The sequence below is a fragment of the Bradyrhizobium commune genome (assembly GCF_015624505.1).
Taxonomy (GTDB): domain Bacteria; phylum Pseudomonadota; class Alphaproteobacteria; order Rhizobiales; family Xanthobacteraceae; genus Bradyrhizobium; species Bradyrhizobium commune.
In genome coordinates this window covers 1,382,735-1,405,988 of the sequence record NZ_CP061379.1, presented here as the reverse complement: position 1 = coordinate 1,405,988, position 23,254 = coordinate 1,382,735, and the positions used below count along the sequence as shown (strand labels likewise).

At 63.3% G+C, this 23,254-nt stretch carries 21 protein-coding genes and 1 tRNA gene; 10 read left to right on the top strand and 12 right to left on the bottom strand.

Features of this window, described 5'->3' with window-relative positions:
* Positions 1 to 66: 66 nt before the first annotated feature.
* The 8 genes from IC761_RS06745 to IC761_RS06710 all read right to left on the bottom strand — a co-directional run bounded on the left by IC761_RS06745 (position 67) and on the right by IC761_RS06710 (position 8,521).
* Positions 67 to 1,005, bottom strand: a complete 939-nt coding sequence (locus IC761_RS06745; RefSeq protein WP_195802493.1) for a helix-turn-helix domain-containing protein — start codon at positions 1,003 to 1,005, stop codon at positions 67 to 69.
* Positions 1,006 to 1,312: 307 nt separating this feature from the next.
* Positions 1,313 to 1,792, bottom strand: a complete 480-nt coding sequence (locus IC761_RS06740; protein WP_195802492.1) for a hypothetical protein — start codon at positions 1,790 to 1,792, stop codon at positions 1,313 to 1,315.
* Between the two features lie 91 nt (positions 1,793 to 1,883).
* On the bottom strand, positions 1,884 to 2,885 hold the full coding sequence (locus IC761_RS06735) for an NADP-dependent oxidoreductase (protein ID WP_195802491.1): 1,002 nt from the start codon (positions 2,883 to 2,885) through the stop codon (positions 1,884 to 1,886).
* Positions 2,886 to 3,052: 167 nt separating this feature from the next.
* Positions 3,053 to 5,275 carry a xanthine dehydrogenase family protein molybdopterin-binding subunit gene (locus IC761_RS06730; protein ID WP_195802490.1) on the bottom strand — a complete coding sequence of 741 codons (2,223 nt, stop codon included), beginning with the start codon at positions 5,273 to 5,275 and terminating at the stop codon, positions 3,053 to 3,055.
* On the bottom strand, positions 5,272 to 5,736 hold the full coding sequence (locus IC761_RS06725) for a (2Fe-2S)-binding protein (RefSeq protein ID WP_195802489.1): 465 nt from the start codon (positions 5,734 to 5,736) through the stop codon (positions 5,272 to 5,274). The genes IC761_RS06730 and IC761_RS06725 overlap by 4 nt, the downstream gene beginning before the upstream one ends.
* Positions 5,737 to 5,809: 73 nt before the next feature.
* Entirely contained in the window at positions 5,810 to 6,724 is a 915-nt protein-coding gene (locus IC761_RS06720) for a VOC family protein (protein ID WP_195802488.1), read from the bottom strand.
* Between the two features lie 129 nt (positions 6,725 to 6,853).
* A complete protein-coding gene (locus tag IC761_RS06715) occupies positions 6,854 to 7,678 on the bottom strand; it encodes a fumarylacetoacetate hydrolase family protein (RefSeq protein ID WP_246791448.1) in 825 nt (274 codons plus the stop codon).
* A gap of 147 nt (positions 7,679 to 7,825) precedes the next feature.
* Positions 7,826 to 8,521, bottom strand: coding sequence for a GntR family transcriptional regulator (locus IC761_RS06710; protein WP_195802486.1), 696 nt, complete (start codon positions 8,519 to 8,521; stop codon positions 7,826 to 7,828).
* Positions 8,522 to 8,645: 124 nt separating this feature from the next.
* Here IC761_RS06710 and IC761_RS06705 point away from each other — a divergent pair, with 124 nt between their 5' ends.
* The 4 genes from IC761_RS06705 to IC761_RS06690 all read left to right on the top strand — a co-directional run bounded on the left by IC761_RS06705 (position 8,646) and on the right by IC761_RS06690 (position 13,304).
* Complete coding sequence (locus IC761_RS06705) at positions 8,646 to 9,626, top strand: amidohydrolase family protein (RefSeq protein ID WP_195802485.1); 981 nt, start codon at positions 8,646 to 8,648, stop codon at positions 9,624 to 9,626.
* A gap of 15 nt (positions 9,627 to 9,641) precedes the next feature.
* Positions 9,642 to 11,270 carry an FAD-dependent oxidoreductase gene (locus IC761_RS06700; RefSeq protein ID WP_195802484.1) on the top strand — a complete coding sequence of 543 codons (1,629 nt, stop codon included), beginning with the start codon at positions 9,642 to 9,644 and terminating at the stop codon, positions 11,268 to 11,270.
* 37 nt (positions 11,271 to 11,307) lie between these two features.
* Complete coding sequence (locus IC761_RS06695; RefSeq protein ID WP_195802483.1) at positions 11,308 to 12,588, top strand: MFS transporter; 1,281 nt, start codon at positions 11,308 to 11,310, stop codon at positions 12,586 to 12,588.
* A 122-nt stretch (positions 12,589 to 12,710) separates the two neighbouring features.
* A complete protein-coding gene (locus IC761_RS06690; protein WP_246791447.1) occupies positions 12,711 to 13,304 on the top strand; it encodes an acyl-CoA dehydrogenase family protein in 594 nt (197 codons plus the stop codon).
* A gap of 283 nt (positions 13,305 to 13,587) precedes the next feature.
* Here IC761_RS06690 and IC761_RS06685 read toward each other — a convergent pair.
* From IC761_RS06685 to mnmA, 4 genes are all read right to left on the bottom strand, one after another.
* A tRNA-Met gene (locus IC761_RS06685) sits at positions 13,588 to 13,664 on the bottom strand.
* Between the two features lie 256 nt (positions 13,665 to 13,920).
* Complete coding sequence (locus tag IC761_RS06680) at positions 13,921 to 14,283, bottom strand: hypothetical protein (protein WP_195802482.1); 363 nt, start codon at positions 14,281 to 14,283, stop codon at positions 13,921 to 13,923.
* A gap of 44 nt (positions 14,284 to 14,327) precedes the next feature.
* On the bottom strand, positions 14,328 to 14,966 hold the full coding sequence (locus IC761_RS06675) for a class I SAM-dependent methyltransferase (RefSeq protein WP_195802481.1): 639 nt from the start codon (positions 14,964 to 14,966) through the stop codon (positions 14,328 to 14,330).
* A 247-nt stretch (positions 14,967 to 15,213) separates the two neighbouring features.
* Positions 15,214 to 16,395 carry a tRNA 2-thiouridine(34) synthase MnmA gene (mnmA, locus tag IC761_RS06670; RefSeq protein ID WP_195802480.1) on the bottom strand — a complete coding sequence of 394 codons (1,182 nt, stop codon included), beginning with the start codon at positions 16,393 to 16,395 and terminating at the stop codon, positions 15,214 to 15,216.
* 337 nt (positions 16,396 to 16,732) lie between these two features.
* Here mnmA and IC761_RS06665 point away from each other — a divergent pair, with 337 nt between their 5' ends.
* The 6 genes from IC761_RS06665 to IC761_RS06640 all read left to right on the top strand — a co-directional run bounded on the left by IC761_RS06665 (position 16,733) and on the right by IC761_RS06640 (position 23,254).
* On the top strand, positions 16,733 to 18,343 hold the full coding sequence (locus tag IC761_RS06665; RefSeq protein WP_195802479.1) for a flagellar hook-length control protein FliK: 1,611 nt from the start codon (positions 16,733 to 16,735) through the stop codon (positions 18,341 to 18,343).
* Positions 18,344 to 18,357: 14 nt separating this feature from the next.
* On the top strand, positions 18,358 to 19,071 hold the full coding sequence (locus tag IC761_RS06660) for a flagellar hook assembly protein FlgD (protein ID WP_195802478.1): 714 nt from the start codon (positions 18,358 to 18,360) through the stop codon (positions 19,069 to 19,071).
* 369 nt (positions 19,072 to 19,440) lie between these two features.
* On the top strand, positions 19,441 to 19,716 hold the full coding sequence (gene sciP / locus IC761_RS06655; RefSeq protein ID WP_002714638.1) for a CtrA inhibitor SciP: 276 nt from the start codon (positions 19,441 to 19,443) through the stop codon (positions 19,714 to 19,716).
* Between the two features lie 192 nt (positions 19,717 to 19,908).
* Entirely contained in the window at positions 19,909 to 21,525 is a 1,617-nt protein-coding gene (fliF, locus tag IC761_RS06650) for a flagellar basal-body MS-ring/collar protein FliF (protein WP_195802477.1), read from the top strand.
* Between the two features lie 17 nt (positions 21,526 to 21,542).
* On the top strand, positions 21,543 to 22,634 hold the full coding sequence (gene fliG, locus IC761_RS06645; RefSeq protein WP_195802476.1) for a flagellar motor switch protein FliG: 1,092 nt from the start codon (positions 21,543 to 21,545) through the stop codon (positions 22,632 to 22,634).
* Positions 22,634 to 23,254: a FliH/SctL family protein gene (locus IC761_RS06640; RefSeq protein ID WP_195802475.1), complete on the top strand. Its 621-nt coding sequence runs from the start codon at positions 22,634 to 22,636 to the stop codon at positions 23,252 to 23,254. Before fliG ends, IC761_RS06640 begins: the two co-directional genes overlap by 1 nt.

Genomic DNA, 23,254 nt, shown 5'->3' with positions numbered 1-23,254 from the left:
CCCGGCCACGAGAGAAAATCTTGGATGGTGGTGCCCGATTTCTTGGCGTGGAGCGAACCGGATGGCTTAGGGCGCGGCCGTCACGCGGCGAAATTCCCGCGGGGTCAAACCATTGCAGCGCTTGAACTGGCGGTTGAAATGCGAGATGTCGCGGAAACCCGCGGCAAAGGCAATCTCGGCAATGGTCTTGTGACGAGCGGCGCTATCGAGAAGCCGGCGCGTACACGCGACAATCCGCTTCTCGTTGACGTGTTCGCCTACTGAGCGGCCTGTCGTCGCAAACAGGCGGTGAACATAACGCTCGGAACAGCGAAATCTCGCGGCCAGCGTCGCCGCCCCGAGCGCGGGGTCATCGCTATGCCGATCAATATGGTCAAGCATCATCGACAGCAGAACCGGGATATGCACGCGCTCCGCAGCCACATCGGTGAGGATTTCCGGCGCCTGCGAAATCAGGTCGATCAGGTGCGCGCCGACCATCGCCGAGGTCTTTGCACGTTGGAAATCGCTCAGGCAGAGCTCGGCATAGCCGGCAAGCGTTCTGGAAAGAGCACGCCCGCCTTCCGTCGCGGACAGGTTGAGCCGCGGGCGATCGAGCATCCGTTTCGGCAACAGCCCCCGCGGCACGGCAAAGCAGAACAACCTGAAATTGTGGCAGTTTGCTATCTCGAATGGCTCCGTCGTATCCGCAAGCGCCAGATCGCCGGGTGTGCTGATCTGTTCGTGACCGCGCTGCGTGGTACGCCCCACGCCTTCGAGCTGGAGGTTGACAAAGCAAAGATCATCCGTGCTCGATGCAATGTGCGATGCGAGGCGAAGTACGGTATGCCGGGTAGCCGTGACCAGCGATATCTGGATCGGAGCGGCATCAGCCCTCGAAATTGCGCCTTCAAAAGGGTGGTCGGCAAGCCGGCGTGGCTCAAGTCGCACGAAGGCAGCCGCGAGGTCGTCCGCCCAACTTCCGAAGGGCAAATCCGGATGCCGCGGCTTGGTCGACCATTCCATGAGCCTCTCAAACAAAGATGCAAAGGTCCCGGCCGAAACAGGATATCGCTCGCGGAGAGAACGGTCAAATTCCGTAGGTTACCGCGTTCTTCGCACCCATTCCAATTCTGCCGGCGTGCAAGTCGAGGCTAACCGGGTGCGCGATCGCAATATTCGCCCTGTCGCTGAGCATTCCAAGCAGCGATAACGATCTCGGTGTATTATGGCTGATTGATGGGACGGCTCTGCTATTGCCGGACCGAATGGTGACAGCTAGCGGACGAATTAGCACAGCATGCCGCTGGACATAGTTACGAAGAGGGACGGATTAAGCTGTGCAAAGGGATATCGTCCCTGCCGAGCTGGTCCGCATACATACGGCGATCATTCGAACTTTTTGACCTGTCCACGAAATCACGCATACGTTGCGGCAACCGCTTCGCCGGTTGCCTCGATTGTGAGGTTGTCCCACATCGGTCCCAAGCCACTTCAGCGAAGCGTCGGCGAGCGCCTTGATGTGCTCGGACCGGCTGTCCAGGCCGCTCTGCCCGGCGGTCGCCGAATCGATATGACGATGAATTTGTTGGCGATCACGACGTCGTCGCGAAAGGGGCGGTATGACTGACCGCAGCGCGGCGAGATGATCGTCGGTAAAACCGCCCTTATTCCTCGTCGTCCAGCTCGACGCATGGATGGTGCCGTCCGTAAAGAGCAGCGGAACGGCAATGTAGTCGGTCACTCCTTCGGAGCGCATTTCATCGAAGAAAGGGAAACGCCGGCTCTCAGGATCGTCGAGACGATATCGCACTTCATGACCGCTGCCGTAGAGGAGCGCAAGAGGGCTGTTCTTTGCCTATCGTACGGAAGCGCATAAGAGAGCTGTGTTTTGAGCAGCCTGTCTACAGTCTGATGATAAGCTTTCCTCGATTTTCGCCGGCATAAAGCATCGCGATTGATGCGGGAGCCGCCTCGATGCCCTCCAGCACGTCCTCGCGATACCTGAGACGTCCGTCTCGTATCCAACCGGCGAGCGCGGCCACTCCCTCCTCGTACCTTGCCGCGAAATCGGTCGTCAGAAATCCTTGCATGATCGCGCGCTTTACCAGCAGATGCCGTTCCGGGCGCGGCCCTTCATTCCATGGATCCCAACTTGCGTAGGACGCTGTCCCGCAGATCGCAATCCGCGCCCCCAGATTGATGCGGCGCAGGACGGCGTCGTGGATCGCGCCCGATGTGTTGTCGAAGAACGCATCGATCCCCTCCGGGCAACGCTCTGCCAGAGCCTCGTCGACATCCTTCGTCGCCTTGTAGTCGATGGCGTGATCATAGCCGAAGTCCTCGACACACTGTCGAACCTTGTCGCGTCCGCCGGCAAACCCGATCGTACGACATCCCTTAATCTTCGCGATTTGCCCGACGGCCGAGCCGACACCCCCGGCCGCCGTCGAAACCGCAACGGTCTCTCCCGGCCTCGGCCGGCAAACATCCAACAGGCCGAAATACGCGGTTAACCCGTTCAGCCCCAGAATTCCCAGGGAGAGCGACAGCGGCAAATCGGCTTCCTGGACCTTGCGCATCACCTGGGACTGTCTGACCGCGGCGTAATCCTGCCAACCGAAGATGCCCATGACCTTGTCGCCGACCGCATAGACAGGATTGCGCGATTCGACGACCTCGCCGGCGGCAAATGCCCGCATGGTGTCGCCGACCTCTATTCGTGGCCAATAGGTGCTCTTGTCCGCGATCCATCCGCGCATCGCCGGATCTGCCGAGAGATAGGCGTGGCGGACGAGGAATTCTCCATCCGCCAAGGTCGGCAGCTCGACTTCACGGAGATCAAAGTCTGCCGCCTGAGGAATGCCGTTCGGACGGGAGCGTAGCCATACCTGGCGATTCTTCATTGCTGTCTTCCTTGTCCCTGTTCGCTGAAAAACGACTGCCGCTTCGTTCGATGTCCGCCGTTGCAAGTGCGACGTAGCCCAGCCGAAACACCTTACGGAAGGGCTTCATATGCTTCCTCACGCGTGTCTGGTCAGCCGATTGAACCGTCTCTTCGAATCCGGATCCATCAAGACAGCGACGCCTTCACGCGCTCAGGCGTCATGGGCAGTTCGCGCAGTCGTCGTCCGGTGGCCTGAGCGAACGCGTTGGCGAGCGCGGCCGAGGTTGGCGGCAGCGAGCCCTCGCCTGCGCCGAGCGACGGATCGTTCCGCTGCATCAGCACGATCTCGACACTGGGGACCTCGGGGAACGCAAGGACGGGATACCCTGACCAGTCTCGGCTGGTGATCTCGCGCCGGTCGAAGGTGACCTGCTCCTTCAGCGTGAGACTGACCGCCTGAACGATGCCGCCCTCGAGCTGGTTCGTCGCGCCGTCTGGATTGACGACGAGACCGAGATCGGCCACCATCACCACGCGGGGTACCTTGATAAGGCCGCTGTTGCGGTCGACCTCGACGTCGACCACGGCGGCCGCGTACATCCCGATGCTCTTGTAACGACAGAACGCCAAGCCGCGGCCGCGCTGGCCGTCGCCTTTCATTCCCGGAGTCCATCCCGCTTTGTCGGCGGCAGCTTGCAGCACGGCCCGCGCGCGGGGATCCCGGAGATGGGCAAGTCTGAACGCCAGCGGATCGCTGCCCGCGACCTGCGCGAGCTCGTCCATGAAGGACTCGATGGCGAAGATGTTGCCGTGCGAGCCCAGCGTCCGGAACGAGCCGTTGCGCACGGGCGCATCGAGCAGCAGATGATTCCGGATCTCCTTCCGCGGTAGCTCATACGAGGGCACCGCGTTGCGGTCGCCATCGCCGAACGGCTGGGGGATGTGCGGCGCGGGAGTTTTGACGAAGGGCGTCTTCAGATCCCAGGCCGCGAGAAGATTGACCCCGCCGGCCTGCCCCGGCCGCATCGCGTGGCTGTTGCTCCAGACGTCGCAAGACCAGTCGACGATCCTGCCGTCGGATCCGAGCGCCGCCTCGACTTTCATCGCCATTGCCGGACCGAAGGGCGCCCAGGCGAACTCGTCGTCCCGCATCCACTGCAGCTTGACCGGCACGCCCGGAACGGCACGCGCCACCAGCGCTGCGTCCAACGCGACATCGTCGGCGCCATTGTGCCCGTAACAGCCTGCGCCAGGCATATGAACGACGTCGACCTCACTGGTCTGCAGGCCCAGCACCTTGGCCAGATCGCCCCTTAGGGGAAACGCCCCCTGGGTGTGGGACCATACCGTCATGCGCCCGTCCCTAAGCCAGGCGACTGCGCAGGAGGGACCAATCGTGGCATGGGACACATAGGCGCGCGCATACTCGGCGCTGACTCTTCTAACCTGACCCGACACCGGCTCGGATTGGCCGGCGGTGCCCACGACAATGGTTTCCGCCCGCAACTTTTGCAGCTCTGTGCGCAAATGGGTCATATCGGGAAGCGCGACCGTGTCGTCGCTCCAATGTGCGCTCGTAGCAAGCGCGCTACGGGCGGCAATAGCCTGCTCCTCACGCCCGGCGGCAACCACAAGGAAATTGCCGTCGCGGATCACGGTGATCACGCCGGGCAACGCCCGTACCGCGGCTTCGTCGCATTCGAGCAACCTTGCACCGTAGCGCGGCGGACGAACCACCCTCGCAAAGACCATTCCGGGAAGCCTCATGTCCTGGACATAGGACGGCGCTCCCGTCAGCTTGCCGGGCAGATCGATCCGTCTGATCGACTTGCCGACGATGGCATAGTCGCTCGGCTTCTTCGGCGTCGCAGCAAGTGCGATATCTCCCAACAGGCCAGCACTCTCTTTCGCGATCTCCCAAAACGTCGCGCGCCGCCCATCGGCCGAGGCGATCGCTCCATCCTTGACCTGCAGGTCTTCGGCGCGGACGCCAAAACGACGCGCCGCCGCAGCGAGCAGCAGGCCCCGCGCCTCGGCACCTGCCACGCGAATGGCGGCCCCGCTCTGCTCGACCGATTGGCTGCCGAACGTGTACTGCTCATCCGGCCCTCGTGACGTGTCGGCGGAGACCATCCGGATCTTGTCGAAGCCGATATCGAGTTCCTCCGCCGCGATCTGCGCCAGCGCGGTTAGGATCCCCTGCCCGAGTTCGGCCTTGCCCGTGAAGACCGTCACCGTCTCATCCGCCTCCAGGCGGATCCATCCTTCCAGCCTGCGGTTGTTGCGCAGGCTGAACGGCACGTTCGCTGGCGTCTGACCAAAGACCGACGGAGACGGTAGCGCGAAGGTCGCGAGCACGACACCGAGCGACTGCACGAACAGCCTGCGGGAAAGCGTCGCAACGCTCATCGCATCTGCTCCATGGCAACTTTGCGAACGGCGCGCACCACACGGTTATGAACCCCGCAACGGCAAAGCTGGTCCGCGAGCGCGTCCCTGATCTCCTCATCGCTCGGCTTTGGATTGCGGTCCAATAAGGCTTTCGCCGCCATGATCATCCCGTTCGAGCAGTAACCGCACTGCGCGGCTTGCTCTTCGATGAACGCCTGTTGCAAGGGATGCAGCTTCTGCACCGTCCCCAATCCTTCAAGCGTAACGATGGGGTCGCCTCCGACATCGCGCAGTGCCATCGAGCAGGTTCTCACGAGCTTGCCGCCAACCAATGCGGCGCAGGCGCCGCATTGCCCTAGACCGCAGCCGAATTTCGGACCATTCAATCCGAGATCGTTCCGCAGCACATACAACAGCGGCGTCTCTGGTGCCGCCGCCACTATTTGGGACTCGCCGTTCACAGTAATTTGGTATGTCATCCCTCACCCGCGAGGTGGCGTATTCCTGACCGCGATAGGAATATCGGGGTCGGCCCGGATCAGCCTGCTCCGCTCACGCCGGCGCGCCGATCCTGGCCTCTTCGATGTCACCGGTTTGCCCCATCCGTGGATCCCGGACCGAGCCCCATTCGTCGATCGATTCTGCCGCCATGGGCAGCGTACGCGGCTTGCGCGGATCGACCTCGGTGAACTCCTCCATTCCGAAGCTGTATTCGAGGGTCATGCCGTCGGGCTCCAGGAAATAGAAAAACACGCTGGTCGAAGCCGGATGCCGGCCCGGCCCGAACACGATCGGCACATCGTGCTTCCTCATGCGGTTCTGGGCTTTTCCGATGTCGTCGATCTCGGAAACCATGAAGTTCAGGTGATGGATGACCCGCTTCGGACCCTTGCCGACGCCGATGCCGTGATGGAAGGGGCTGGGGAACGGCCGCATGAAGGTCATGATCTCCCCGATGCTGTCGGATTCCCGGAAGTTCAGTACCTCGCGGAAGAAGGCGATAGACTCAACTTCGTGCGGCACGGACCACACTACATGGCCGAGGCGCTGAATCTTGGTGTGAGTGACCGCGAACGGCTTGTCCGGTCGTGGGCCGTCGGCCGTGAAAAATTCGAGAGCTGCATGCGAATGCGGCTCCGTGGTGCGGGTGACGCGGATCGCCTGGCGAAGCTCGCATTGCGCCGAGCCGAGCTCTTCATATGGCACCCTGGCGTCGCGAAGCCGTCGATGCAACAGCTCGAACTGCGCCTCGTCCTCCAACTGCCAGCCGACACTCTTGAATCCCGCCGGCTGCTGCTGGTGCAGGACGACGGAGCGAGGATCCTCATCATCGCAACGAAACAGCACCGCCCCGTCGGATCGTTCGCCGACAAACTCGAGACCAACGACATCCTCGTAGAACCTGCGCGACCTGTCGAGGTTGCTGACATTCAACTCGACGTATCCGAGCTTCTTGTAGCGGATCATTTTCGTTTCCTCCGTATTGGTACGCGTGATCGGCAAGGCTGCCTCGAGCTGCGATCGCTGCGAGGCGACCTGCCTCGCAAGCCGCTCGCTGTCATCGCCCTCGGGATCAAAGACGACGTCGAGGAGCGGTCAGCGGCTTTCCTGCTCGATCGGATTTCGAAGCACGCCGATGGTCTCGATCTCGATCTCGCAGATGTCGCCGGGCTTCATGAACACAGGCGGCTTGCGCGCCGCGCCGACGCCACCCGGCGTCCCCATCACCAGAATGTCGCCAGCATCGAGCGTCATGCATTCGGAGATCAAGGAGATCGTCTCTGCAACACCAAACACCATATCTTTCGTGTTCGCATCCTGCATGACATGCCCGTTCAGCCGCGACTGGATCTTCAATCCGGTAGCGCCGGAAGGCAGCTCTTCGGCCGATACGAACTCGGGGCCGAAGCCGCCCGTCCCGTCGAAGTTCTTGCCGACGGTCCACTGGGACGTCTTCCACTGATAGTCGCGGATCGAGCCATCATTGAACAGGGAATATCCCGCAACGTGCGACAGCGCGTCCGCGCGCGAGATGTGCCGACCTTTCCTTCCGATGAACGCAACGAGTTCTGCCTCGTAGTCAAACTGATCCGAGCAACTCGGTCGGACCATTGGAGTATTGTGACCGACAAGCGAGGTCGCCGCGCGCAAAAAGATCATCGGATAGTCCGGGGGCTTGGCGCCACCTTCGGCCGCATGATCGATGTAGTTCAAGCCAAGACAAATAATCTTGCCGCAGTTCACAGCGGGCGGGAGCATCTTCAGATCGGCGACAGGCAAGCGCGTCCTGCTGGACCGGGCTGCAGACATCAACGCGTCCCGAGCATCTAGGCCAGACCGCAACAGATCAGCGACATCGCGCGGCAGATCGCGATCGACATGTGAGAGGTCGATAACCTCACTGCCTTCGCGGACACCCAACCGGGCCGTCCCCTGGTGGTCGTACCTCACAACTCGCATAGGCTCGTTCCATCCCTCTAGACGTCGATCTTAATATCGATATTCTATCGTAAACATAGTTTTTATCGATAGTCTAGCTCCGATGGCGCGATATGGCACGCGCGTCGATCAACGCCCCGTGAGCCCGCCGGACTCGATCGCGCGGAGCAGTGTCCCGCTGGTCTTCTCGTAATGATCGTTGAGTAGCCCGACGGCCAAGGCGGTCTTGCGCTCAATGGCGGCCTCGGCAATCGCGCGATGTTCGCCGTGCACGTCCCTCACCGTGCCCATGACCGCGAGCAAATTGCGATAGCGCTCGGCGCAATCGAACAGCAGGTCGTTGAAGTCCATCAGCCAGCGCGAGCCGCAGCCCGCCAGCAAGGCGGCATGGAACACCCGGTGCAATTCGCTCCAGTCGGGGTTCATGCGACTATTATCGACTACGATCGGAATGCGCGACAACCGATGAAGGGACAGTAAAACATGCTCTTCCCAGTCCCGACCGCCGCGCGCGATCGATTCCCTCAATCCGACTTCGTTGATCCAACAGCGGGTGCGCGTAAGTTCCAGCAGATCGTCGGCACTGACCGGCGTGACCCGGAATCCCTTTTGCTCGGACTGGGTGCAAAGCCCTTCGACGGACAGGCGATTCATCGCCTCCCGCAGCGGGGTGCCGCCGACATCATATTTGGCCCGCAGCACTTCGATCCGAAGCTTTTCGCCCGGTACTAACGTTCCCTGGATGATATCCCGACGAAGCCGTTCATAGATCGCGCTTGTCCTGGTGATGGCAGGCGCAGCGCCGTCCTCTCCTGGTTCTTTCATTCCTTGTCTCCACACCTCAGGCTTATCTTAGCCGAATACATAAAATCGATAAAGGTTATCTTTTCTATTTTATCTCGATATTCCTTGTAGTAGGACTCTGCCGAATCCTGGGGAGGATTTCCGGTTGGCCGTCATCGATATCCATACGCACGTCGTGCCGAATTCCTTGGCAGATCTGCCCGCGCGCCATCGTCTCTGGCCGACGCTGGAGATGCACGAGGCCGGCCAGGCGGCGCTCATGATCGACGGCAAGCCCTTTCGCGAAATTGATGCACGCTCGTGGGACGTCGAGCGGCGAATGAGCGATATGGCAGCGGACGGCACCGACCTTCAGGTCCTCTCGCCTATGCCTGAACTGCTGTCCCATTGGCTGCCCGCAGAACTCGCCGATCATCTTGCGCGGATCATGAACGATCACATCGTTGAGATGATCGCTCGCGCCCCGGCCAAGTTTCAAGGCATCGGGATGGTGCCAATGCAGAATGTCGAGCTTGCAACCAAGCGGCTCGATGACATCCAAAGACAGGGTCTCCACGGGGTGGAGATCGGGACGCATATCGACGGCGTTCCACTTGGCGATCCAAAGCTGCTGCCGTTTTACGCGCGCGCCGAAAAGCTTGGTCTTCTTGTCTTCGTTCATCCGCTGCATCCTGCCGGACTTGAACGCATTGGTGGCCCCAAGGAGCTTGCGGCGGCGGCGGTGTTTCCGCTCGAGACCGCGCTGGCGGCGACTTCGCTACTGGCAGGTGGCGTGCTCGAGAAGTTTCCGCGGCTCAACATCCTGTTGAGCCATGGCGGAGGCGCCTTTCCGTGGATCGCCCCTAGGATCGAGTTTGCCTGGAAGATGGCCGCGCCCTGGAGCAAGGCGATCACGCAGGCGCCGTCCGAAACGCTGAGGAAGTTCTGGTACGACACTATTGTCTACGCCCCCGACTCGCTCCGTTTCCTGGCCGATCAGGTCGGATCTGACCGCCTCGTCGTCGGCTCCGACTATCCCTTCGTCATTCGTCAGCCTGAACCGGGAGCATTTGCGGCTTCCACGCTCGAGGACGTTTCATTCGAGGCGAATGCTGCGGCCTTGTTGGGATCGGTTCGTCCTCAATAGAAGGAATGTGAACTGATGCGTGCTGCCCTGCGAGACGGCGCAAGCACCTTCGAGGCCGACGTTCTGGTCGTCGGCGCCGGCCCGGTCGGGCAGACCCTCGCCATCGATCTCGCCAGGCGCGGCGTGTCTGTCGTGCTGATCGAACGGAACGAGACGTGCCGGCAACATCCGAAGATGGAACGCTGCAACGCGCGAACCATGGAATTCTATCGCCGCCTCGGACTGGCGGACCGGATCCGATCCGCAAGCCGGTTCCGGGACATTCCGATGGACGTTTTCATCGCAACGCATCTGGGCGGCAAGAAGCTGCTTCAGCTTTCCTATCCATCGGTCGTTGCCATGCAGGAAGCCGGTAGGCGCTGCAACGATGGCACGCTGCCGCTCGAACCCTACCAACTGATCTCGCAATACACGCTCGAGCCGTTGCTGAAATCGGTCGTTGAAAGGCTGCCGAAAGCGGACGTCCGCTTTGGATGTGAGATGATCAGCTACTCACAAGACGAAACCGGCGTCGATGCCGAAGTCAAATCTGCGGATGGCAAGACGACTACGATCAGGACACGGTACCTGGTCGGTTGCGACGGCGGCAGCAGCACCGTCCGCAAGCAATTGGGCATCAAGCTGGAAGGGCGGGGCCGCATCTCGCAACAACGCCAGATCTTCTTTCGCAGCGAGACTCTGTTCGCGCACCTGCCGTTCGGGCCCGGCCGCCACTATCATTTCCCGTCCGGCATGCTCGTCGTCCAGGACGATCTGAAGCACTTCATGGCGAATACGGGCTCGGTCGACGATCCCGCGCCGGACGCTCTGCTGCGGGACGTCTTCCGGATCACTGTTCCCTTCGACATCCTGAACGTCGCCTTGTGGCATCAAAATCTGCTGGTCGCCGAGCGCTATGCGGATCGACGGGTATTTCTCGCCGGAGACGCCGTTCATCTCGTGATTCCGACCGGCGGCCTCGGGATGAACACAGGCGTCGGGGATGCGATCGACCTGTCGTGGAAGCTTGCTGGAACGCTCGCCGGCTGGGGCGGACCGAATTTGCTCCGATCCTACGAACTGGAACGCCGTCCGGTCGGGCTGCACAACCGTGACGTTTCCGGTCGGGCTGCGGCCGGGGTCGGCGCGTGGCGCGCGGCCTGCCGCCCGGAGATCGACAGCGACACGCCCGAGGGCGAGGCGAACCGCGCGGAGGTCGCGCGGCTGGCGGGCATCGGCCAACGACTGAGCCACGACATGATCGGGACCGAACTCGGCTACAGCTATGCCGGTTCACCTCTCATTTGCTCGGACGACGAGCCACCGCCCACGCTGATCGACGATCGCTACCAGCCGACGACACGGCCGGGCTCGAGATTGCCTCACATCTGGCTCGATGACGGCCAGGCGCTGCACGATCGCATCGGCAATGACTTCACACTCGTCAGTCTTGGCCGAGATCACAAGAACTTGCCCGCGCTCCGTCAATCCTTCGCGGAAATCGGCGCACGGCTTGACATCAGTCAGATCGACAGCGATCCCGCGCGCGAGGTCTATGGTCACGACCTGGTCCTCGTTCGACCCGACCTGCACGTCGTCTGGCGCGGCAAATCCGTTCCAGCCGATCATCGCAGGGTCGCAGCAATCGCAACCGGGCATGCGTGAAGCTGCCACGCAACGGAACGAACAAAGGAGGAGGACAATGACGGACATGGCTGAAAAGCTGCCATCCGACTCTGCTGTTCCAGCACCTGCATTGCGGTTCGACCGCGCATGGGGTGTCGTCGCCGGCGCCGGTCTTCTAATGTTCATCAATCTCGGACCGGTGCTCTATTACACCAGCGGCATATTCATCAAGGCGATCAGCGACGACACGGGATGGACCAGGGGCACGATCGCAGCCGCCAGCCTGCCGGCAAACCTATTGATCACCCTCACGCTGCCACTGGTTGGTTGGGCTGTCGATGCCTACGGCACCCGGCGCATCGCGCTGTTGTCGTCGATCTTGTTCATAGTCGGCATGCTTCTGCTGGGTCAGTTCTCGAAGACGCCGGGACAGTTCGCGCTCCTGCTTGTGGTCGCAAACGCGTGCGGCTTCGCACTGACACCGTTGCCCTATGCGCAAATCGTGTCGGGCTGGTTCGACAAGCGGCGCGGTCTGGCGCTCGGACTCATGCTGACCATGAGCGGTCTCGGCACGGCGCTGTTTCCGCCGCTGAGCTCTGCGCTGATTGCGCAGTTCGGCTGGCGCAATGCCTATGCCTTCCTCGGGCTCATCGTCTTCGCAATCGGAGCGTTCGCCGCCTGCGTTCTGCTGCGCGATCCACCACAACTCACAAGCAAGACCAGTGGTCACGACGACAAGACGCCAGGGCTGTCCGTGCGGTCGGCGCTGACAGGTCGCGCCTTCTGGACGTTGTTCGCGGCGTTCTTCCTGATCTCGATCGCAATCGGGGGCGGCAGCACCAGTCTACCGCTCGTCTTAACGGACAGAGGAGTGTCCGCACAGCAAGCCTCCTTTGTCATGACGATCGTCGGACTGACCATGATGATCGGCCGCCTTTCATTCGGACTATTGCTCGACAGGGTATTTGCGCCGCGCCTGACCGCGCTTGTCTTCTTGGCGCCGGCATTGGCATTCAGCGTGCTATTGCTACCCAATGCTACAAGCGTAAACGCGATGATTGCGGCCGCATTCCTTGGCTTCGGCCTCGGCGCGGAGGTCGATGCGCTGGCTTATATTGCCTCACGTTCCTTCGGGCTTCGATATTTTGGACGGATTCTCGGCTTTCTCATGATCGCGTTCACGTTGGGCTTGGCATTCGGACCCACCTTGTTTGGGAAGATCTTCGATCAGTTTCAGAACTATCATCTCGCCCTATGGATTGCGGCGGGCATTTCTGCTGTCGCCAGCGGGCTCATCATGACTTTGCGGAAAATTGACCTGCCGTTCACGCCAAAAAGGGCGGGCACTCACACGTAGGACGCGACGATCGCGCCTTTCGAAACCCAGCAGCGATGGCTGGGGAAGGTGCGCAACTTGCGCAGACGCTACAACAGATCGCCAGCGGGAACTCGGCCCGGACGCCGCAGCGAAACGACAAGGTGCGCTCTACGCTTCTGTTCGAATTTCCCTACGCGATCGATGTCATCGACTTCGCTCTCGCTGACCTCGTTGGGCGCCTCACGGTCACGAGCCCCCTGGAGATCGTGAAGCTGTTCGGCGAGATGGGCCTGATGCAGATCTGGGTCCCCGAGCAATATGGCGGGCCGAACGGCAATCTGACCCTGGCCTGCATCGCGCGCGAGAAAATCGCAAAGGTCTCGCCGGCGTGCGCCTCGATCGCCTGCCTCAACACCATGTTCATCATGCCCCTCCTTCATTTCGGTTCGGAGGAGCAACGGAAGAAGTTCCTGCAGATCATCGCGAAGGGCGGCGTCGTGACTGCGATCGCGATCTCAGAGCCGCAGGCTGGGTCCGATGTCAGCGCCATCAACACCCGCGCCAGGAGGGACGGCAACTGCTACGTCCTCAACGGCCGCAAGCAATGGTGCAGCTACGGCGTCGTCGCGGATTTCATCGTGGTGATGGCGCGGACGAGCGACAGTCCGCCTCGTCACGGACTGGCTCGACTGCCAAGGCCTGCAGCCGCGGCCACAGGGCCTGCAGCGCCTCCTTCGGGTCCTCCGCCGCCTTGACGCTCATCATCCAGCTCGCAATTCGGGCTGCCCGGCGGACCGCGACCTTCTGGTCCGATGTCCGTAGGCCTATCCGAAACGCTGACTTGGATCCCGCCGCCAGGCAAGCCAGCAGGCGCGCTCTAAACAGGTATCTGCCGTCCCGGCGGGATATGTAGGCATGACGAGCCATGTTCGACATCGTGTCCAATGTGAGGGACACAGGTCGCGCCGCCGCGACAGAATACGGCTGAATTCATTGAAATTGCAAGAGAATTTCAGCGATTGGTAGCTAGCCAGTCTTTGGTAGCGGGAGAGGGACTCGAACCCCCGACCCCAGGATTATGATTCCCGTGCTCTAACCAGCTGAGCTACCCCGCCACAGAGTCGCGAACGGCTGAGACGGCCGATCTCGCGAACGCGCGGCATATAATGAGGGGGGCGGCGGGAAGTCAATCCGCGTTTGCGAAAAGCTTCGGCGGGACAAACCCGGTTGGGACTGATTTCGCACCGGAATCTGCAATTTTTTGGCATCAGATTCGCGGAGAGTCCCCCTCCCCCGGAATCCGCGCTTTTGCGCGGATTCCGGCCTCTCCCCGCCGGGGAGAGGCGAAGGGCGCCAGAGGCGAAAGCTCGGCTATTTCGGCCGGACCGTCGGGTCGCCGCCGGGGCTGCCGGGGGGCGGGATGACGGGCATGGTGCCGCCCGTAGAGGGGGCCGGCGCATGCATTTCGGGGTCTACGCCGGAGGGCGGGCAGAGCACGCCGTCGGATTTGGCCAGCTTGTCGCCGAGCGGTTCCCGGGACTGCCCGGTGGTAGTGCCGTCGATGGAATGGGTGCCGCGCGCCCGGTCGGCGGGCGAGCAGTCGGTGGCGTGCTGCGCCGCGGGCGGCGCTGTCGCTTGCGGCGGCGTTGCCGGCGCGGGCGGGGCCTGCGCGATCGCTGCGCCAGAGGCGGCGATCAATGCGGCTGCGAAGATCAGTTTTGGTTTCGTACGCATGGGAAGGAAACGCGCGGCGCGCGCCACCCGTTCCCGTGACACGATCACGATTTGCGGTAGCGGATCAGCGAGAAATGGCCCATCGGCGGCATCGGGCGGCGCTCGGCGAGCGTGATGCCGCCGTGCTTGGTGGCCCAGTTGACGAGGCGAGCCCACGGGAATTCCGGGCGCCAGCCGAGGCGGCGGGCGAGCGGCGCGAAGGCGAGCTCGGAGAGTTTGCGCAAGCCCCGTTCGGCGCCGATGTGGTTGACCAGGATCAACTCGCCGCCGGGTTTCAGCACGCGCACGAATTCGTCGAGTGTGCCTTCGGGATCGGGCACGGCGGTGATGACATATTGCGCGACCACGGCGTCGAAGGCGTTGTCGGGGAAGGCGAGGTTCTTGGCGTCCATCACCGAGAGCACTTCGACATTGCTCAAGCGAAGCGCGCGCATGCGGGCCTGCGCCTTGCGCAGCATCGGCTCAGAAATGTCGACGCCGCAGATCTTCGTGGTGCGCGAATAATCCGACAGCGACAGCCCGGTACCGACGCCGACGTCGAGGATGCGGCCGCCGATGCGGTCGGCTTCCGCGATGGTCGACTGCCGGCCGGCGTCGAACACCTTGCCGAACACGAGATCGTAGACCGGCGCCCAGCGGCCATAGGCCTTCTCGACCCCGGCCCGCGAGATGTCTGCTGCCATGCCCCCTGCCCTACGCGTTTCTAGAGTGTGATGCGTGTTGGTGAAATCAAGTCTCGTCCCGCGCGCGGTTTAGCGCCTCTCCCCCTTGCGGGAGAGGTCGACACGCTCGCAAGAGCGTGGCGGGTGAGGGCTTTATCCGCTCGCGAGATATCGCGTGCGGAGAGAGCCCTCTCCCCTACCCTCTCCCGCAAGCGGGAGAGGGGGCGCACTGCCTTCGCGGTAGAAGTTGGGCCTGATCTCGACAAGGTTAGCCGCGCACGGCTTCAGCCAGCGGCCGCGCCGTGTGGCCCGTCACCTTCGCCGCGGCGCTCTGGATGAAGCCGCCGCCGAGCACGCGCGCCTGCCCCGAGGGCGCGTCGTAGAACACGCAGGCTTGTCCCGGCGAGACGCCCTCCTCGCCGGCGACGAGCTCGACCTCGTAATGGCCATTGTCGCCGCGCAGCCATGCGGGCTGCGGCGCGCGGGTCGAGCGGACACGCACGAACAGTTCGAGGCCAGAGCCGATGGCGCGGTCGATGTCGCCATCGCCGATCCAGTTGACGTCGCGCAAGGTGATGCGGTGCATCTTCAGCGCATCGCGCGGGCCGACCACGACGCGGCGGTTGGCGGCGTCCAGCCGCACCACGAACAGGGGCGCAGCGGCGGCAATGCCGAGGCCACGGCGCTGGCCGATGGTGAAATTGGCGATGCCGTTGTGGCGGCCGAGCACGCGGCCGTCGAGATCGACGATGTCGCCTGGGTCCATCGCATTCGGACGCAAGCGCGTGATGATGTCGGTGTAGCGGCCCGTCGGCACGAAGCAGATGTCCTGGCTGTCGTGCTTGTCGGCAACCGCAAGACCGAAGCGGCGCGCGAGTTCGCGCGTCTCCGGCTTGGTCATGTCGCCGAGCGGGAAGCGCAGGAAGTCGAGCTGCTCCTGCGTGGTTGCGAACAGGAAGTAGCTCTGGTCGCGATCGGCGTCAGCCGCGCAGACCAGCGCACGCGAGCCGTCGTCGCGGCGGCGCGAGGCGACGTAATGGCCGGTGGCGAGCGCCTGCGCGCCGAGCTCCCGCGCGGTCTTCAGGAGGTCGCGAAATTTTACGCTGCGGTTGCACTCGATGCACGGCACAGGCGTCTCGCCGAGCGCATAGGAGTCCGCGAAGACGTCGATGACGGACTCGCGGAAGCGGTCCTCGTAGTCGAGCACGTAATGGGGAATGCCGAGCTTGGCCGCGACGTCGCGGGCGTCGTGGATGTCCTGGCCAGCGCAGCAGGCGCCCTTGCGGTGGGTCGCCGCGCCGTGGTCGTAGAGCTGGAGCGTGATGCCGACGACGTCATAACCTTCCGCCTTCAACAGCGCAGCCGTCGTCGAGGAATCGACGCCGCCCGACATGGCGACGACGACCCTGGTGTCCTGCGGACGGCCTTCGAGATCCAGACTGTTAAGCATGGGTTTTATGCGTTGACGGCGACGTTCGGCGATAATGCCTCTGGCCGGGACGTAGGTGGTCCCCGGGAACTTCGGTTCCCCCGGGGGCTGGCTTGCCCGGTCGAAAGCGGCTGAGAGCACCCTTTAATATAGGCGGCCTTCCGGTGAAGCAATCGCGCCCGCCACAAGCTTAGGGCAATTCTTGCCGGGGCGGCAGAAATGGCGGGGTTTGGGGGACCCGTGCGGCGCCGGCGCAGATTCTTCAAGGTATTGATTTTACTACAGAAACTTATCTCACGCGGAGCTGGCCCGCTCCTTGCTAACCCCTTCACCCGAAGATGTTTTCAAGGGGTCGCCTGTGGTTGGTGTCACGTCAGACGTAGCGGCGAGTGCGCAAGCTTCCAGCGTGCAGCAAAAGCCTGCCCGGTCGCAGAGCTCCAAGGATACCACGCCTTCCGATTCCTTCGGCGCGCTGGTCGACAGCAACACCCAGGCCATCAGCAACAGCGCCCCGTCCTCGACCCAGGACACCGCGCCACGGCGCAGTGACTCGTCTTCGTCTTCGTCGTCGTCCTCCTCGTCCGACCCGAGCACGCGCGACACCTCCTCGACCGACCAATCCTCGCAGAGCCAGGCGAGCGACAGCACCAATTCCGCGAATTCGGCCACGAGCGACACCACGACCGATCCGATCAAGGCGACCGGCAAGACCAAGGACAAGGCCGACGCCTCCACCACCAAGGCGGGCGACAAGTCCGACAGCACCAAGAGCGACAAGACCGACGGCCTCGCCGCCGCGGTGGACGCCGCCGCAACCGCGCAGACCGGTGCGACGCAAACCGCCACCGTCGATCCGAACGCCGTCGTGGTGGCCGCCCCCGTCGTGCCGGTCGATCCGAATGCAGCCGCGAACCAGGCCGCCAGCACCGCCTCCTCGCCGCTGACGATTGCCGCGGCCGGCATCGCCGCCAGCGCCTCGACCGCGGCGCAGATCGCCGGCACCAAGACGGACGGCGACAAGACCGCCAAGACCGGCGATGCCAAGACGGGCGCGAAGACCGCGCTCGGCGATGCGACAACGGCAACCACCGACGCGACCGCGACCGATGCCAAGGCGAACGCCGCGCAGCTTGTCGCGGTCGACCAGGGCACGCCGAAGACGTCGTTCAAGGCTGCGGCCACCGCGCAAGGACAGGCCGACGTCTCCAATATCGGCCAGGATGCGACCAAGACCGCGGCATCCGCCACAACGCAAAATCCCGCAACGGCCACGGCCCCCAACGCCGCCGCGCATCCGCAAGCCGCAAAACCCCAGGCTGATGCGGTCGCGACCGATGCGAAGGCCGCTAGCGTCGATCGCACCGCCGATGCGGGGCCGGCTGCTCCGGCCGCGCATGTCCATGCCGACGCGCAAGCAGTTGCCGCGACAACGGATACCAGCGCGCAGGCGGCCAACGCCGTGCAGGCACCGCTGACCAACACGACCTCGGCTGCGACCGCCTCCACAGCGACGCTGACCGCGACCGCGGCAACCTCCACCTCCGTGCCGATCAGCGGCATCCCGGTCGAGATCGCGGCGGCCGCGCGCGCGGGCAAGACGCGCTTCGACATCAGCCTCGATCCGGTCGATCTCGGCCGCATCGACGTCCGCATCAATGTCGACCGCAACGGCCAGGTCACCTCGCATCTCACCGTCGAAAAGCCGGAGACGCTGTCGATGCTGAAGCAGGACGCGCCGCAATTGCAGCGCGCACTCGACGATGCCGGGCTGAAGACCGGCAGCAACGGCCTGTCGTTCAGCCTGCGCGACCAGAACGCGTCGGGGCAGAACTCCGGCCAGAACAACGACAACAACGGCAATTCCCGCCGGCTGATCATCAGCGAGGATGATCAAGCAGCCAGCGCGCCGGTGAGCCGCAGCTACGGCCGCATGCTCGGATCGAGCAGCGGCGTCGATATCAGAGTGTGAGGAGTATTCGATAGATGACCACCACGAATGCCGCCACCGCCCCCGCCGTCGTCTCCGGCACGACGCCGACGTCATCTTCGTCGTCCTCGTCGTCGAGCTCGAGCCTGAGCTCGTCCACGGGCGCGACGCTCGCCGGCAATTTCCAGACCTTCTTGACGCTGCTGACGACGCAGCTTCAGAACCAGAACCCGCTCGATCCGCTCGACACCAACCAGTTCACCCAGCAGCTGGTGCAATTCGCCGGCGTCGAGCAGCAGCTCAAGACCAACGATTCGTTGTCCCAGCTCGTCACCCTGCAACAGACCACGCAGGCGACCCAGGCGCTCGGCTTCGTCGGCAAGACCGCGGTGGTCGACGGCACCACCGCGACCATGACGAACGCCTCGGCGACCTGGCACCTCAACGTGCCGACGGATTCGACCGTCGATATTTCCATCGCCAATTCCAGCGGCCAGACGGTGTTTACCGGCAAATATACCGCCGGCGCTGCCAGCGACGTTCCCTTCACCTGGAACGGCCAGGGCAATGACGGCACGCAATGGCCGGACGGCAAATATACGATTACGGCAACCGGCAAGGACGTCGCGAACAACAATGTCGGTATCGCAGCGCAGGTGCAGGGCGTGGTGAGTTCGGTGGACCTGACCCAGTCGCCGCCGCTGCTCACCATCGACGGCAGCAGCTACACGCTGAGCCAGGTGAAGAGCATCGTCGCGACGAGTAATTGAGGAACCGTCGTCCCGGCGAAGGCCGGGACCCATACCGCGTGATTGATCGATGAGGCGCAGGTAGCAGTACCGCGAAGGCTTCCGAACTCCGAGTCTTCGGCAAACTCCTCCCTGTGGTTATGGGTCCCGGCCTGCGCCGGGACGACCACTTAGGGCTCCGCGGCGACGCGCGCGGGCCTCGTTTGTTAGTGAAGTATTTACCTTCTCTGCCGCTCGGCCTGCTGAATCACGTTTTCAGCCCGCCGGGCCAGCTTCGTTCCAGCCGGATTCAACGAGAATTGTATTGAAGCCTTAGGCTTAGCGGATTTTTAAGCCGGGATGGGTACGGTTGTGGCGTGAGTTCAGTGGTTGAGAGTTTGTGAGTACGCCATGACAGAACCCCATCGCCCGAGGGTAAAATACGTCATCGGGCCGGACGGCAGTCCGCTGACGATCGCTGATCTGCCTGCACCCGGCACCAAACGCTGGGTCATCCGCCGCAAGGCTGAAGTCGTCGCTGCCGTTCGCGGCGGCCTTCTGTCCCTTGAAGAGGCCTGCAGCCGTTATACCCTGACGGTCGACGAATTCCTCTCCTGGCAGTTTTCCATCGACCAGCACGGTCTGGCGGGTCTTCGCACCACCCGCATCCAGCAATATCGCCAGTAAGCGATCCGGAAATCTGCGGCTTTTGACGAAAATCGGCCTTGCCAAGCGAGGCTGATTTTTTTCATGTTCGCTTTTGGCGGGACTTTTGTCCGAGCTCTTAACCTTCGTTAACCATATCGAAACCATCACCTAGGCAATAATTGCCCACTCGGCCTTTCCAGTGAAAGCAGCCGAATCTGTCGGGGCGGTTGCTTGCAAGGTCTTGCGGACTTTTTAAAAGGTATCGGCGCCGCCCGGTTCGGGGCGATGATTGCGGTCACCGCCGCGCTCATCGGCTTCTTTGCCTTCGTCATCATGCGCGTCACCACGCCGCAGATGACGACCTTGTTCACCGACCTCTCGGTCGAAGATTCGTCCAGCATTATCAAGGATCTGGAACGCCAGGGCATCCAATTCGAGCTGCGCAACGAAGGCACCATCATCATGGTGCCCAAGGACAAGGTCACGCGCCTGCGGATGAAGCTCGCCGAGGGCGGCCTGCCCAAGGGCGGCGGCGTCGGCTACGAGGTGTTCGACAAGTCGGACGCGCTCGGCACCACCTCCTTCGTCCAGAACATCAATCATCTGCGCGCGCTGGAAGGCGAGCTTGCCCGCACCATCCGCGCCATCGACCGCATCCAGGCCGCGCGCGTCCATCTCGTGCTGCCCGAGCGCCCGCTGTTCTCGCGCGAGGCGCCGGAGCCGTCCGCCTCGATCGTGGTCCGCGTTCGCGGCTCGCTGGAGGCCCAGCAGATCCGCGCCATCCGTCACCTCGTCGCCTCCGCCGTCAACGGGCTCAAGCCGCAGCGGGTCTCGATCGTCGACGAATCCGGCCAGCTGCTCGCCGATGGTGCGGCGTCCGATCCGGAGCAGGCGCTCGGCGACGAGCGCCGCACCACCTTCGAGAAGCGGATGCGCAAGCAGATCGAGGACATCGTCTCCTCCGTGGTCGGCTCGGGCCGCGCCCGCGTCCAGCTCTCCGCCGATTTCGATTTCAACAAGATCACGCAAACCTCGGACAAGTTCGACCCCGAAGGCCGCGTGCTGCGATCGAGCCAGACCCGCGAAGAGCAGAGCATGACCGCCGACAATAACGGCCAGGTCACAGTCAACAACGAGCTCCCCGGCAACGGGCAGAACAGCGGCGTCACGGCCAAGGACCAGAGCAAGAAGTCCGAAGAGACCAACAATTACGAGATCTCCCGCACCACCAAGACCGAGGTGACCGAGGCCGGCCGTGTCAACCGCATCTCGGTCGCCGTGCTGGTCGACGGCATCTATACCAAGAACGACAAGGGCGAGCTCGCCTACACCGACCGCACCAAGGAGCAGCTCGACCGCATCGCAACCCTGGTGCGCTCGGCGATCGGCTTCGACCAGAAGCGCGGCGACCAGGTCGAGGTCGTCAACCTCCGCTTCGCCGACGCCCCCTCCACCGCCCCGATCGCCGAGCCAAGCGGCTTCCTCGGAATGCTCCAGTTCACCAAGGACGACGTCATGTACTTCGTCGAGCTCGGCGTGATGATGCTGCTCGGCCTGGTCGTGCTGTTCATGGTGATCCGCCCGCTGGTCAAGCGCATCCTCGCCTCCGACGAGGTCGCCGCCGCCATTTCCGGCGTGCTCGCCGGCCCCGCCGTGAGCGACGAGGCCGCGCCGGCGGCCGCCGGCCAGTCGCTGCTGCCGAGCGGCGCGGCCAGCGCGATCGACGTCGCCACCATCCAGGGCCAAGTCCACGCCCAGTCCGTTCATCGCGTCGGCGAGCTCGCCGAGCGCAACCCCAACGAAACCGTCGCCATCATCCGCCAATGGCTGACCGAACCCACGAAATAATCGAGAAGTGAACTGACATGGCCGCCAGCTTGCAAAACGCCAACTCGAACGACATCACCAGCGTGATCTCCACGCTCGGTCAGCGCGCCGGCAGCCGCGCGGGTACCAAGGTCGAAGCGGTGGCGGGGCCGAAGCGCGCCGCGATCCTGATGCTGGCGCTCGGCGAGCAGTATGGCGGCAAGATCTGGTCGCTGCTCGACGACGACGAGGTACGCCAGCTCTCGCTGGAAATGTCCACCCTCGGCACCGTCGAGGTCGACACGGTCGAAGACATGCTGCTCGAATTCGTCTCGCGCATGTCGGCCTCCGGCGCGCTGATGGGCAATTTCGACGCCACCGAGCGCCTGCTCCAGCAATACCTGGCGCCCGAGCGCGTCAACGGCATCATGGACGAGATCCGCGGCCCCGCCGGCCGCAACATGTGGGAGAAGCTGTCCAACGTGCAGGAAGAGGTCCTCGCCAACTACCTCAAGAACGAATATCCGCAGACCATCGCGGTGGTGCTGTCGAAGCTGAAGCCGGAGCATGCAGCGCGCGTGCTCGGCATCTTCCCCGAGGATCTCGCGCTCGACGTCGTCAACCGCATGCTGAAGATGGAGGCGGTGCAGAAGGAGGTGATCGAGAGTGTCGAGAAGACGCTGCGCACCGAGTTCATGTCCAATTTGTCGCAGACCCGCCGCCGCGACGCCCACGAGGTGATGGCGGAAATCTTCAACAATTTCGACCGCCAGACCGAAACCCGCTTCATCACCTCGCTGGAGGAAGAGAACCGCGAATCCGCCGAGCGCATCAAGGCGCTGATGTTCACCTTCGACGACCTGGTGAAGCTCGATTCCGGCTCGGCCCAGACGCTGATGCGCAACGTCGACAAGGACAAGCTCGGCGTCGCGCTGAAGAGCGCCAACGAGGACGTCCGCAACTTCTTCTTCGGCAACATGTCCTCGCGCGCGGCCAAAATGCTCCAGGACGACATGGCGGCGATGGGCCCGGTGCGCCTGCGCGACGTCGACGAGGCCCAGGCGCTGCTGGTCAACCTCGCCAAGGACCTCGCCGCCAAGGGCGAGATCATGCTGACCAAGAACCGCGCCGACGACGAGCTGGTGTATTGATGGCCGCTCCGGCAAAATTCCTGTTCGATACCGACTTCGCCGCACCCGACCGGACGCGCGAGAAGGCCGCGACCGCGGCCGAGATCGCCCACAAGGTCGCGGAAGCCGAAGCGCGCGCCTATCAGGATGGTCTTGCCGCCGGCCAGCGCGAGGCCAAGGCCGAGAGCGACCGCCGCGTCGCGCTCGCCATGGAAGAGATCAACATCGCCATCCGCGGCATTGCGGCGGGCATCGGCAATATCGAGAGCAAGATGGAGACCGAAGCGGTCGACGTCGCGGTCGCGGTGGCGCGCAAGCTATGCGCCGACCTGGTCGCCGCAGAGCCGCTCGGCGAAATCATGGCGCTGGTCAAGGACTGCTTCTCGCATCTGGTCGCGACACCACATCTCGTCGTCCGCATCAACGACGCGCTCTACGACAGCGCGCGGGAGAAGATCGAGCGGCTCGCCAAGCAGAGCGGCTTCGAGGGCCGGCTGGTGATCCTGGCGGAGCCCGAGATTGCGACCGGCGACTGCCGGATCGAATGGGCCGATGGCGGCGTCGTGCTGGAGCGCGGCGCCATCGCGGCCAAGGTGGACGAACTGGTCGGACGCTATATCGCGTCCCGCAGAGGGAATTAA

Excerpts from the sequence above, each read along its gene's own strand:
- IC761_RS06680 (WP_195802482.1), bottom strand. The coding sequence starts at position 14,283 with ATGCGTACGAAACCAAAACTGATCTTCGCAGCCGCATTGATCGCCGCC.
- IC761_RS06710 (WP_195802486.1), bottom strand. The coding sequence starts at position 8,521 with ATGAAAGAACCAGGAGAGGACGGCGCTGCGCCTGCCATCACCAGGACA.
- IC761_RS06735 (WP_195802491.1), bottom strand. The coding sequence starts at position 2,885 with ATGAAGAATCGCCAGGTATGGCTACGCTCCCGTCCGAACGGCATTCCT.
- IC761_RS06725 (WP_195802489.1), bottom strand. The coding sequence starts at position 5,736 with ATGACATACCAAATTACTGTGAACGGCGAGTCCCAAATAGTGGCGGCG.
- IC761_RS06695 (WP_195802483.1), top strand. The coding sequence starts at position 11,308 with ATGACGGACATGGCTGAAAAGCTGCCATCCGACTCTGCTGTTCCAGCA.
- IC761_RS06745 (WP_195802493.1), bottom strand. The coding sequence starts at position 1,005 with ATGGAATGGTCGACCAAGCCGCGGCATCCGGATTTGCCCTTCGGAAGT.
- IC761_RS06660 (WP_195802478.1), top strand. The coding sequence starts at position 18,358 with ATGACCACCACGAATGCCGCCACCGCCCCCGCCGTCGTCTCCGGCACG.
- IC761_RS06720 (WP_195802488.1), bottom strand. The coding sequence starts at position 6,724 with ATGATCCGCTACAAGAAGCTCGGATACGTCGAGTTGAATGTCAGCAAC.
- IC761_RS06675 (WP_195802481.1), bottom strand. The coding sequence starts at position 14,966 with ATGGCAGCAGACATCTCGCGGGCCGGGGTCGAGAAGGCCTATGGCCGC.
- IC761_RS06700 (WP_195802484.1), top strand. The coding sequence starts at position 9,642 with ATGCGTGCTGCCCTGCGAGACGGCGCAAGCACCTTCGAGGCCGACGTT.
- IC761_RS06730 (WP_195802490.1), bottom strand. The coding sequence starts at position 5,275 with ATGAGCGTTGCGACGCTTTCCCGCAGGCTGTTCGTGCAGTCGCTCGGT.
- IC761_RS06640 (WP_195802475.1), top strand. The coding sequence starts at position 22,634 with ATGGCCGCTCCGGCAAAATTCCTGTTCGATACCGACTTCGCCGCACCC.
- sciP (WP_002714638.1), top strand. The coding sequence starts at position 19,441 with ATGACAGAACCCCATCGCCCGAGGGTAAAATACGTCATCGGGCCGGAC.
- mnmA (WP_195802480.1), bottom strand. The coding sequence starts at position 16,395 with ATGCTTAACAGTCTGGATCTCGAAGGCCGTCCGCAGGACACCAGGGTC.
- fliG (WP_195802476.1), top strand. The coding sequence starts at position 21,543 with ATGGCCGCCAGCTTGCAAAACGCCAACTCGAACGACATCACCAGCGTG.